Source organism: Segatella copri (assembly GCF_015074785.1).
GTDB lineage: Bacteria > Bacteroidota > Bacteroidia > Bacteroidales > Bacteroidaceae > Prevotella.
The window spans coordinates 665,138-677,325 of sequence record NZ_CP042464.1 but is presented as its reverse complement, the minus strand read 5'-3'; the positions used below and the strand labels follow the sequence as shown (position 1 = coordinate 677,325).

The window sequence follows — 12,188 nt, the reverse complement described above, 5'->3', positions numbered from 1 at the left end:
AAACTTTGCAAATACCTCTTTATATTAAGGGCTTTTAAGACCGGAAATGCTGACATATTGAAGTTTTCATTTGCTTTTCTACCAATATTTCGTAACACTTTGTAAAATCCAGATACATTTTTAGCCAATAAGTTTTGGAGAAACAAATATTTTCATTATCTTTGCATCCGATAACGTGACAAAATGTAAAGAAACATAGAAAATGGCAAAACCAAAGATTCTCATCATCTATACCGGTGGTACCATCGGTATGGGAAAGGACCCGATGACAGGTGTATTGGAACCTCTTGATTTCAATCACCTCGTTTCTTCCATGCCCGAATTCAAGCTCATTCAGGCAGAAATCGATGTGCGAAAATTCGACCCACCTATCGATTCCAGCGACATGGATCCAATGCGCTGGGCAGAAATCGTAAGCATGATATCCAACAACTACAACGACTATGACGGATTCGTAATCCTTCATGGCACCGATACTATGGCTTACACTTCATCTGCCCTATCTTTCATGCTTGAGAATCTGACCAAGCCTGTAATATTGACAGGTAGCCAGTTGCCTATCGGTGAATTGCGAACCGACGGCAAGGAGAATCTGATGACAGCCATAGAGATTGCTTCTGCCAAGAATGCTGAAGGACGCCCTATGGTGCCCGAGGTATGCATCTTTTTCAACGGCAAGCTAATTCGCGGTAACCGTGCCATCAAGATCAATGCCGAGGGATTTCATGCTTTCGAATCATTCAACTACCCTCACCTCTGCGATGTAGGAATCAATTTCCAATATCACGACCATCACATTCTTACACCGGATTACAGAAAGCCAATGGTTCCACATCTGAAGCTCGATCAGAACGTCATCGTATTCAGCCTCTTCCCGGGTATCCAGGATAACATTGTGCGCCACGTGATGGAATCACCAGACCTCCGCGGCATCGTGATGCGTACTTTCGGTTCAGGCAATGCTCCTCACACGCCATGGATCATGCGTCTTCTGGATCAGGCTGCCCATCGCGGAGTAAACATCGTGAATATCAGCCAATGTCTTACGGGCAGTGTAGAGATGGAACGCTACGGAGCCGGCTTCCAGTTGAAAACCGCTCATGTGATAAGCGGATACGATTCTACGGTAGAGGCTATGGTCACCAAGATGATGTATCTGCAAGGAAGATATGCAGACAATAAAAAGGTAAGAGAAAAACTGACTGAATCCCTGGCGGGCGAAATCTCTATATAATATAAGGTGAAATCTTCATCCATACAATGAAGCAATGAAGTAAATGACAGTCTCCCGATAGTGTATACGATTAAACTACAGATTGGCAAACTGTCATTTACTCACTCATTATGAGTCATTTAGCGAAACAAACAAAAATATTCTACTAAAACTGAATAGTATTGCAGGAAATATGCAGAAAACCTTTAAAGAAGGTTAAATATCGACAGATTTTTAGCCAAAAAACTTGTTGCATATCATTTTTTTGTGTAACTTTGCAGCGTAGAAGAAAAGTAAAAGATCAGTATCCTTAATAGATACCAATCCGTAATATAAATTAATAAATCAACAAACCCTACAAATTATGAACATTAACAAGGTAAAGAAGTATGGTGAGTTCGTAGAAATTACGGCTCCTGTAGAAAGAGAAAAAGCTGAAGAGTATCCAACAGTATTAGGTGGAGAAATTTGGTACAACTAAGAACTTCCTGCTAAGGATTCCTATCCTTTGTATCAGATAGTTTTCCTTTAGCAGAACAGAAGCAAAAGGCTATTTTTTATTTGATTCAGAACATCTTATAATTTTTAGCTGACACATTACTAGATCAATGATAAAGGCTCAATCCTCGAATAAAATCGGGAACTGAGCCTTTATTGTGTTTATATCTTACCATCGAGATATACGGAATCGGAGATTAGTGCTTACCGCAGCAACCGCCCTCTCCGTGCTCGTGATGATGCTCGTGCTTGATACCACCCTCTACAGCCTGATGCTGGTCGCGGAGCAGATCGTTCACGGTCTTCACTGGGTTGAAGGTACCGAGAGGAACCTCTACGAATACTGTATTCCAGTCACTCATCGCACCATTCCAGAGACCTGGCAACTCGAGTGCCTTCAAATCCTTACCATTCTTACTCTTGCTGGAGATGAAACCGGTAGATGGATCAACGAACTTAGGAAGATCGAAGGCATTGCCCTGGTAATCCTTGGTAGCGCAGACGAGATCTACTGGGTTGAAGTGAGTACCCTCGGTGAACATCTTCATATACTCCTCGTTATTCTTGTCAATCTGAGAGCTCTCCAGAATCTGAAGGCTTACAGTGCCATCCTGATTATAGGTAAGGAATGGACCACCACCAGGCTCGCCTACGTTCTTAACGACACCGCAGACACGCATAGGACGGTTCAACTTCTTACGCAGATAGATAACCAGTTCGGCATCCTCCAGCTCCTTGATATCAGCCTTGCGGCAGCAGAGATCGCGCTGAACGAAGCGTATAATCTTCTCCAGCTTCTCATGGTTGTACTGACCAGAATCCAAAACCTTCAGATAATTGAAAGCCTGTTTCTGCAGAGTAACCAATACACCTGCAATCACCTGCTTCCAGGTAACAGTCTCAGCCTTCAGGCGATCAGGAACCACATTGTCAATATTCTTGATGAATACCACATCAGCATCAATCTCGTTGAGGTTCTCGATGAGTGCACCATGACCGCCCGGACGGAACAGCAAAGAGCCATCCTCGTTACGGAATGGAGTATTGTCTGGATTGGCAGCGATGGTATCGGTGCTAGGCTTCTGCTCTGAGAAAGAGATGTTATACTTGATGCCGTAGCGCTGTGCATACTTATCTGCCTTCTCGGCTACCATCTGCTTGAAGATTTCCAGGTGGTCGTGAGAAACGGTGAAATGAACGTTTGCCTCGCCGTTGCTGCTTGCATAGAGCGCAGCCTCAACCAGGTGCTCCTCCATTGGGGTGCGAACCTCGTCCTCATACTCGTGGAACTGGAGCAATCCCTTAGGCAACTGACCGTAGTTCAATCCCTCTGGCTTGAGGAGATTAGCCACAACAGCCTTGTAATCACCCTTCTTGATAAGGCACATGATACCCTTCTCGTTGTTTACATGGCACTTATCGCAGAGTGCCTTGCGGAAAGCAAACTTCTTGATATTCTCGAAGAATTGTTTTTCGAAGTCAGTAGTAGGAACATCGTATGGAGCATCGAGGAATGCAAACATGTTCTTGAACATGCGGCTTGCCGCACCTGAAGCAGGTACGAACTTCACAATCTTGTGACCCTCAGCCTTGTAGTCGTTCCACGCCTTCTCGTAGTCCTCTACTTCCTGAGCTGTAGGAGCCATGATACCCTTACCGATGGCAGCCGCGCCCTCGAGCTTGAGGAATGGGAAACCATTCTTGATTTGTTCCAACTGATGTTCAATCTGCTGCTCGGAGATACCGCGAGCAGAGATTTGGTTTAGATCTTGCTGATTCATAATACCATATTTATGTTAAATTTACACTATATGTGCTACAAAGATAATAGTTTTTTCTGATAATCAGAAATATTTCCGCTTTTTTTTGTACCTTTGCATTGAAAATTTAACGAAGTAGGCGTTTTTAACGCCGAATCGCCATTGTTTGTCAAATTTAAAATGGAATATTGCGACATGGTTAGTAAATTATCAAAAGAGCACGACAGAAGAACGTTGCTATCAACGTATCTGTACGGAGTATCAAACTTATTCATTAGTGGAACCGGAATTGGAGGTTTTTCCCCCTTGGTTACCGGCGAAACTATTGGCATTTACAATATCCTCTTCTTAGTACTGGGCATAGCCTCAGCACTCTTCCTTGCCTATAGTGCTAACAGAGTGATGAAGTATAACGATAAAAAATAATAATTATGGAGTTAATAACAATATTTATGGGGCTGAGTGCCGTAATTAGCGCCAGCTTCGCCATCTGGCTCAACACAAAATCAGGTCAGAAGTGGATAGACAGTTTATAACATATAGTATAAGTATTATGGAAGGATTTGCTTTAGTAATGTGTATAGGAGCTGTTATTGGTATGAGCTTAGCCATTTGGAGCTACACCAAATCTGGCAGAAAGTGGATAGACGAGTTATAACAACTCAATAATATATAATCAACGGGAGGGAACGACAATGAACGAAACACCTTTTAAATTCACATCCGAAGAAAAGGAACAGACACTCCAAATCCTGGAGCGCCTGAGAACCGCCGTGGGCGACACATTCAAGCCAGGCGATGAGCAGCATCTGCGTGAAGACATACAGCATGCCTTCATCAACCATCAGATCAAGCGCAATGTCTTCGGAATGAATCCAATACTCGCTGCCCTGCAAACCGCAGAAATCGCAGTAAACGAGATAGGTCTGAAACGAGATGGCATCATCGCCATCCTGATGCAGACCAGCGTCATCGATGGCTATCAGACCATCGAAGAGATACAGAAGAAATACGGAGATAGCGTAGCCCACATTATCAGTGGTCTGCTTCGCATCCACGATTTATACAAGCGCAACCCTATCATAGAGAGCGAGAACTTCCGCAACCTGCTTATCTCATTCTCTGAGGATATGCGCGTCATCCTCATCATGATTGCCGACCGCGTGAACGTGATGAGACAGATACGCGATACCAAACAGGAAGAGGCAAAGCATGAAGTAAGCGAAGAGGCAAGCTACCTCTATGCCCCACTCGCCCACAAACTGGGACTCTACAAGCTGAAGAGCGAACTGGAAGACCTCAGTCTGAAGTATCTCGAGCACGATGCCTACTATATGATAAAGGACAAGCTGAACGCCACCAAAGCTTCGCGCGATGCCTATATCGCCCGCTTCATCCAGCCAATCCAGGAAAAGCTCGATGCTGCCGGTCTGAAATATCACATGAAGGGCCGCACCAAGAGTATCCACTCCATCTGGCAGAAGATGAAAAAGCAGAAGTGCGCCTTCGAGGGTGTATACGATCTCTTTGCCATCCGTATTATCCTCGATGCGCCAAGAGAGAAAGAGTATATGCAGTGCTGGCAGACCTTTGCCCTCATCACAGACATGTATCAGCCAAACCCAAAGCGTATGCGCGACTGGCTCAGCGTGCCTAAGAGCAACGGTTATGAAAGTCTGCATACCACCGTACTGGGTCCTGAAAACAAATGGGTAGAGGTACAGATCAGAACCGAGCGCATGGACGATATTGCAGAGCACGGACTCGCTGCCCACTGGCGCTACAAGGGCATCAAGCAGGGAGAAGGCGGTATCGACGAATGGCTTGCCAATATCCGTGCTGCCCTGGAAAGCAACGATGATCTGCAGCTGATGGACCAGTTTACCACCGATCTGAAGGAAGACGAAGTATACGTGTTCACTCCAAAGGGCGACCTGCTGAACTTCCAGAAGGGAGCTACGGTACTCGACTTTGCCTACTATATCCACTCCCGCATCGGCAATACCTGTGTGGGTGGAAAGATTAACGGAAGAGCCGTCACCTTCCGACAGGAACTCCATTCGGGAGATCAGGTAGAAATCCTCACACAGAGCAACCAGAAGCCACGCCGCGAATGGCTCAACATCGTGCAGACATCCAAGGCTAAAGCCAAGATTCGTCTAGCGCTGAAGGAAACCCAGAAGAAGGACGGCCTCTATGCCAAGGAACTTCTGGAGCGCCGATTCAAGAACAGGAAACTGGAAATTGATGAGAGCATCATGGCGCGCATCATCAAGAAAATGGGATATAAGGAGAACTCAGACTTCTATAAGGATGTAGCCGAGGAGAAAATCGACGTGAACAGCATCATCGAGAGATACATAGAGGAACGCGACCACGACCTGAACCTCGCCAATACCAACAAGCCTGCAGAAAGTGCAGAGAATTTTGAGTTTGAGAATCCTACCGAGGAACTGATGAAGCAGAGCGACGATGTGCTGGTTATCGATGAGCACCTCAAGGGCATCGATTTCGAACTAGCTCATTGCTGCCACCCTATCTACGGCGACCCAATCTTCGGATTCGTTACCATCAGCAAGGGTATCAAGGTACATCGCATGGATTGTCCTAACGCCAAGGAACTGCGCCGCCGTTTCGGTTACCGCATCGTGAAGGCGAAATGGAGCGGCAAGGGAACATCCAAGTATGCCATCACGCTACGCATCATCGGAAACGACGATATCGGTATTGTGAGCAACATCACCAACATCATTTCCAAGGAAGATAAACTCATCATGCGAGGCATCAACATCTCTTCCAAGGATGGTCTCTTCTCTGGCAATGTTACCGTAATGATTGATGATGCCGGCAAGACCGATGCACTCATCAAGAAACTGAGCGCCGTGAAGGGCGTTAAGCAGGTAACGAGAATATAAAACCGGAATACATAAATACATAAAAAAAATCCCGCAGATTTTCTCTGCGGGATTTTTTTATTTCGACTTATTCAAGCGCTTGATTACAGAATAAGCATCATACAAACCAAGTTCTCCTGCCTTTGAAAGATCCTGGATGGCAGTCTGCTTATTGCCACTCTTGGCTCGTGCTATACCTCTATTATAATAAGCCTCTGCAAGGCGGTTATCAATTCTCAAGGCAATGGTATAATCATCTATTGCCTTTGAAAGTTCGTTTCTGCCTGCATGAAGATTACCTCTATTATAATAGATGTAAGCATTGTTACTGTTCAGGCGGATGGCATCACTGAAATCAGCCTCAGCAGAATGGATGTTCAGAACACCCTTGCCCTCAGCCTTGTTAAATTCATCCATCTCAGCCTGGCAGACAGCACGCTGCCAGTAAGCCAAAGAGTTCTTGTCATCGAGCGAGATATAATAGGTGAAATCACCGATGGCAGCCTCAAAATCACGAAGTACACTATGAGCGATGGCCCTGCGCATCAGGAGACGTTTTCTGGTTTCATTATCGCTCGCCACACTCAACTCCGCCGAAAGTTTATCAATCATCGAGAATATCTTCATAGAACCATTCTCATCGAGCTGCTCCTTACTGCAAACGATATAAACCTTGTCTGCCTTGGTATGCTGATTGAGCGCATCAACCTCTTTGTCATAAGCCTGAACTCCACTTACATTCTGATTGTTTGGGAAATAAGAGAGCTGATACATCGGCAGGAAGGCGGTTTCTACCTGACGGTTCTGAACCTTACCACGATACTCGCTCTTATAGTTGTGTTCATACTTCGGTTCGTCATCTACTACCAACGAAGCAAACTTATTCGGGTCAACCTCAGAGCGCTTACGCATCTCCTTCTTGGTCTTTGCGCTCCATCTCGGCTGGATTCCGATATGCTTGTTCATCTGCGCCTTGAAGATACGGAATTCATCCATCTCTGCCTTGGCTGTCATACCCAGGCGTCGGTAACAGCTGGCACGGTTAGACAAACCGGTCCAGAAGTTAGGGAACTGGTTGATAACCATAGTATAATCCCTGATGGCTGCTCTCAGATTACCGGTCTTGTCATGCAATAGAGCTCGGTTGAAGATAGCCATGAAGTTCTGGGGTTCCATCTTGATAATGAAGTCGAAATCGGTGATAGCACGGTTATCATCACCCAACTGTACACGCATCAGTCCTCTATTATAATGAGCCAGGAAATTGTTCGGATCCAGCTCAAGGGCATTGTCATAATCACTCATCGCCCCCCTGAGGTTATTCAGATTGATACGCGCCAAAGCACGGTTAATGTAACTGTTCACATTGTTAGGTTTGAAATGCAGACTCTTGGTCAGCGCCTCATCAGCCGTTTTCCATTCCTTTCTAGCCAGCGCCATATAGGCACGCGTAGTCCAGGCATCCCCATCATACGGATTGAGCTGCAGACTCTTGTCTAGCCATTTCTCAGCCTGCACGGTATCTTTCTGATGCAGATACACTTCAGCCTTGAGCGAATAAGCATTCGACCAGTCTTTCCATTTTTCCACGATGGTATCCAGTTCCTGTTGCGCCGCCTCATACTTTTTGTTTTCCATCTGGCAGATAGCACGGTTGAACCAGTAATTTCGGTTGCGCGGTTCCAGTCTGATAGCCTCATTATAGTCAGCTATCGCATCATCAAACCTGTTTTGTCTGATGCGACAGATGGCTCTCAAGTCATAAATATCATTGATATAGGGATTGAGATGCAACGCCTCGCTGGCATCACTTTCGGCACCCGTAAAGTCATCCAGATTAAATTTTGCCACACTGCGGTAATACCAAGGCTCATACAGATAAGGCTTGGCACCGATAGCCAGATTAAAATACTTGATTGAAAGGACGAAATCCTCATAATACAATGCACTCCGACCGGCCGTAACAAGTCGGTCTACACGATATTGGGCAGAAGTCGACATGGCGCCCATTACCATAAAAAGAACTAAGAGAATCTTCTTCATCTGTTCGTAACTCTCTGAAATAAAACCTATTGAATGTAGAATAAAAAAATATAGTAAGCCCAATCGTCACGATTACCATGAAGCTTACTATATTTTCGGAAGAACTATCGACGTATCTTAGTACGATAGGCAGCACGGAAATTGCCCTTGATGATACTCTTGAGCTTTCCTGCTATCATGTTCTTGCGAAGAGGAGACACACGGTCAACAAACATCGTACCCTCCAAATGGTCGAATTCATGCTGCATCACGCGAGCCAGATATCCCCCTATCCACTCATCATGTTCATTAAAATCCTCATCCATATACTTTACATGGATGCGTGTAGGACGAACCACCTTCTCATTGATACCAGGAATAGAAAGACATCCCTCTTCAGAAGAGTCGGTATTTTCCTCATCGCGCTCTAGGATATGGGCATTGATGAAAGCATGACGGAATCCTTTATACTCAGGGTAATCCTCGCTGAGCACATCCAGGTCGATAACAACGAGGCGGATAGGCAAGCCAATCTGAGGTGCAGCCAGTCCGATGCCGTTGCTGGAATCAAGGGTTTCATACATATTATTAATCAACACCTTGAGATCTGGATAATCAGGTGTAATATCTTCAGCCACTTTTCTCAGCACTGGCTGACCATAAATATAAATCGGTAAAATCATTATCTTCTTGATTGCAAATAATCCTGTAATATGATGGTAGCACTTATCTCGTCTACCAATCCTTTATTTTCTTTTCTCACTTTCTTCTTTACACCTCCATCTATCATGGCTCTATGTGCCAGGACTGATGTAAATCTCTCGTCATAATATTCAATTGGAATTTCAGGATGAGCCTTTCGCCAACGGTTGTAGAAGTTTTCTACTCTTGCCAGGTTTTCACTTGGCTGCCCGTTAGGTTGCATCGGTTTTCCGATAACAATACGCTCCACCTGTTCTTTCTGAATATAAGTTTCGATATAAGTGAAAAGTTCATGTGTAGAAACTGTGGCCAACCCATTGGCAATAATCTGCAATGGGTCGGTCACAGCCAGTCCGGTACGTTTTTTACCGTAATCTATAGATAAAATTCGCATTAATCTACGGATATCTTATCCTTATATAATATCAGATTACTTCTTAAGGAGTAACCAAGCATCAGGATACTTACCAGCGCGAAGCTGATTGCGGCTCTTGACAGCAGCAGCCTTATCAGCAAATGTAGAAGCTACCACGCGATACATGTTACGCTCTGTGTTCAGGGCGATCTGAGCATCGTAGCCAGCGCTCTTCAATGTACTAGCCAATCCCTCAGCGTTAGCCTTGAGAGAGAAAGAACCAACTACTACGCTATAGCTTGACAAGCCAGAACCAGAGACGAGAGAAACATCCTCAGAACGAACAGTAGCATTATCAACCTCTGTCTGCTCATCAGAAGGAGCCTGAGTCTCGAGAGGAGCTACAACTGGTTCCTGAGCAACAGGAGCCTGAGCTGCCTGCTGTTCCTGCTGCTGAGCCTTCTCATATGCCTTCTTGTATGCACTTTCCTTAGATGTACCACAACTTGCGAGCGCCAAAACTGCGCACATACCCATGCTTAATACTGTAATTTTCTTCATAATTCTTATTCGTTTTATTGTTTATTATTGTTGTTCATTCAATATAAATTTCGCGTTATGCGTTTTTTACTCTGCGAAAATACAAAAAAATGCCCGAAAAACGAAGAATATGCCGCCTAAAGTTTGTTAAATAAGGCTATTAAAACATTTTTAATGAAAAATTAAGGCTAAAAGGCTTGTTTTTTAAAGAGAATTTAGTATATTTGCATTGTCAAATGAAAATGACAAGAAGATAATCGTTTAACGTTTAAAATTTATAGCATATGAAAACATTAGGTTACATTGGTGCTTTCCTCGGCGGTGCTATCGCTGGTACAGCACTCGGTTTGATTTTCGCTCCTGAGAAGGGTGAGGATACACGTAGTAAGATTGCAGGTGCAGTAGACGATTTCTGCAAGAAGCACGACATCAAGTTGAGCCGTAAGGACGTTGATGATCTGGTTGACGATATCAAGGACGCAGCTCCTGAGGTTTAATCATCACCTATCATGATGTTCTCTAACGATAAAAATGTAGAAACTATCGGGCAGCTCATTGAGGTGCTTAAACATTACATCGGGCTTCAGAGCGAATATCTGAAGCTCGATGTTGTGGATAAGGTGGTACGCCTGCTTACAGTCATCACCATGACGGTGGTACTTCTGGGCTTACTTACGCTTACCCTCATTTACCTATCCTTTGGCGCTGCTTTTGCATTGGCAGACTTAATAGGTAGTCTGACTTTCGGATTCTGCATTGTTGCTGCAGTATACCTATTTATATTAATATTATTTGTAATTTTCCGCCATAAGTGGATCGAGAGACCATTGGTCAGATTTCTGGCAAGCCTCTTAATGGAAAAATAACCTCCTTTTCGCAACATGACAAATCATTCAGAAATCACAGAATATAATTCCTTAAACGATATCCGACTCAAAAAAGAGACGATACGCAAGGAAATTGATGCCGATGATGCCAAGATTCAGACTTTATGGAACTCGCTTTTCACAAAACCTGAAATCCTGTCACGCAATGCGAGTCCTAGCAAGCGACTGCAGAGTTTGCTGCAGGTGGGAGCAGGAGCATTCGACGGTGCACTGTTGGCTTGGAAACTTTACCGGAGATTCAAACCTCGGAAGAGATGAACCATATACCGTTTTGGAGAAAGGAAAGATGCCTTGGAAAAAGGTATTTTTTAGTCACCAAAAGGGGATAAAAACAAAAAAGGGTCGCCGCTGCGACCCCAATACCTTGTTAACCTTAAATCTAATACTATGAAAAACACACATGCAAATATAGAAATAATCTATGATACTTGCAAATTTTTCTTAGCAAAAGACCTATTATTTTAATTTAATTAACTTTTACCAACCTGTTTTTAAACCTTTTTTAGCAAAAGCTCATCTATTTTCTACATATATCTCCATTCCATCGAAGCCAAATTCAAAGCCTTCGGGCAGCCTTTTATTCGCCTCATCGTGAAAACCTATCTGATGAGTCACATGGATAAAATAAGTATGTTTTGCTCCTATCCTGCGCGACACCTCAATAGCATCAGATACAAGCTGATGGCTGTGATGTGTTTTCTCAAATCTGAGTGCGTTAATTACGAGTGTTTCCACACCATCCAAATAAGCATACTCTTCATCACCCATAGATTTCATATCAGTAATATAGGCAAACTTACCAAACCGATAGCCGAGAATAGGCATCTTATCGTGCATCACACGGATAGGAACAAACTCAATATCCCCTATCTGATAATGCTCATGCGGATGAATGGTATGCAATTTGAGTTTAGGAGCTCCCGGATAGAGTTTTTCTGCATTCTCCGGAAAGCAGTAAGGCATCGTATGAGGCAGCCCCGCAGTAACGATTTCATCGCCATAGATATTGATATCACCAAAGATACAGAAAGGGCGCAAATCATCAATACCACCAACATGGTCGTAATGGATATGCGTAACCAGGACGCCATCTATCTTTCTGAAAGGCACACGCAACAACTGCTGTCGGATATCAGGTCCGGCATCTATCAGAATACGGGTATTCTCCGTTTCTATCATTGCTGCACTGCGCAATCTTTTATCATGCGGATCCGTACTTCGGCACACGTCACAGTTACACCCCAGCGAAGGAACACCGCCCGATGTGCCTGTACCTAATAAAGTTACCTTCATTAATTATCAAATATTTTTCTGAAA

At 44.2% G+C, this 12,188-nt stretch carries 12 protein-coding genes; 6 read left to right on the top strand and 6 right to left on the bottom strand.

All coding sequences use genetic code 11. The features are described from left to right. The first annotated feature begins 202 nt into the window (after positions 1-202). Positions 203-1,234: an asparaginase gene (locus tag FO447_RS02845; RefSeq protein ID WP_117692810.1), complete on the top strand. Its 1,032-nt coding sequence runs from the start codon at positions 203-205 to the stop codon at positions 1,232-1,234. Between the two features lie 674 nt (positions 1,235-1,908). On the opposite strand, the gene FO447_RS02840 is transcribed toward FO447_RS02845, so the two are convergent. Continuing rightward, the gene (locus FO447_RS02840) at positions 1,909-3,492 is read right to left on the bottom strand and encodes a DUF4301 family protein (RefSeq protein ID WP_200757553.1); all 1,584 of its coding nucleotides are present in this window, start codon (positions 3,490-3,492) and stop codon (positions 1,909-1,911) included. 174 nt (positions 3,493-3,666) lie between these two features. Between FO447_RS02840 and FO447_RS02835 the strand changes: the two genes are divergently transcribed. Next, positions 3,667-3,897: a hypothetical protein gene (locus FO447_RS02835; protein WP_200757551.1), complete on the top strand. Its 231-nt coding sequence runs from the start codon at positions 3,667-3,669 to the stop codon at positions 3,895-3,897. Positions 3,898-4,166: 269 nt separating this feature from the next. Beyond that, positions 4,167-6,386 carry a RelA/SpoT family protein gene (locus tag FO447_RS02830; protein WP_118201048.1) on the top strand — a complete coding sequence of 740 codons (2,220 nt, stop codon included), beginning with the start codon at positions 4,167-4,169 and terminating at the stop codon, positions 6,384-6,386. Between the two features lie 57 nt (positions 6,387-6,443). Here FO447_RS02830 and FO447_RS02825 read toward each other — a convergent pair whose 3' ends face one another. From FO447_RS02825 to FO447_RS02810, 4 genes are all read right to left on the bottom strand, one after another. Further along, complete coding sequence (locus FO447_RS02825; protein WP_200757549.1) at positions 6,444-8,408, bottom strand: tetratricopeptide repeat protein; 1,965 nt, start codon at positions 8,406-8,408, stop codon at positions 6,444-6,446. A gap of 104 nt (positions 8,409-8,512) precedes the next feature. Beyond that, entirely contained in the window at positions 8,513-9,070 is a 558-nt protein-coding gene (gene def, locus FO447_RS02820; RefSeq protein ID WP_117726972.1) for a peptide deformylase, read from the bottom strand. Beyond that, on the bottom strand, positions 9,070-9,483 hold the full coding sequence (gene ruvX / locus FO447_RS02815; RefSeq protein ID WP_006846875.1) for a Holliday junction resolvase RuvX: 414 nt from the start codon (positions 9,481-9,483) through the stop codon (positions 9,070-9,072). Before ruvX ends, def begins: the two co-directional genes overlap by 1 nt. Positions 9,484-9,519: 36 nt before the next feature. Then, the gene (locus tag FO447_RS02810; protein WP_117692803.1) at positions 9,520-10,005 is read right to left on the bottom strand and encodes an SPOR domain-containing protein; all 486 of its coding nucleotides are present in this window, start codon (positions 10,003-10,005) and stop codon (positions 9,520-9,522) included. 263 nt (positions 10,006-10,268) lie between these two features. Between FO447_RS02810 and FO447_RS02805 the strand changes: the two genes are divergently transcribed. The 3 genes from FO447_RS02805 to FO447_RS02795 are packed head-to-tail and all read left to right on the top strand — an operon-like array spanning position 10,269 to position 11,129. Further along, positions 10,269-10,481 carry a YtxH domain-containing protein gene (locus FO447_RS02805; RefSeq protein ID WP_006846877.1) on the top strand — a complete coding sequence of 71 codons (213 nt, stop codon included), beginning with the start codon at positions 10,269-10,271 and terminating at the stop codon, positions 10,479-10,481. Between the two features lie 15 nt (positions 10,482-10,496). Next, positions 10,497-10,850: a phage holin family protein gene (locus tag FO447_RS02800; protein WP_118065445.1), complete on the top strand. Its 354-nt coding sequence runs from the start codon at positions 10,497-10,499 to the stop codon at positions 10,848-10,850. Between the two features lie 15 nt (positions 10,851-10,865). After that, positions 10,866-11,129: a hypothetical protein gene (locus FO447_RS02795; protein WP_118065427.1), complete on the top strand. Its 264-nt coding sequence runs from the start codon at positions 10,866-10,868 to the stop codon at positions 11,127-11,129. A gap of 255 nt (positions 11,130-11,384) precedes the next feature. Here the strand turns inward: FO447_RS02795 and FO447_RS02790 are convergent, their stop codons facing one another. Further along, complete coding sequence (locus FO447_RS02790; RefSeq protein ID WP_200757547.1) at positions 11,385-12,164, bottom strand: MBL fold metallo-hydrolase; 780 nt, start codon at positions 12,162-12,164, stop codon at positions 11,385-11,387. Between the last annotated feature and the right edge of the window lie 24 nt (positions 12,165-12,188).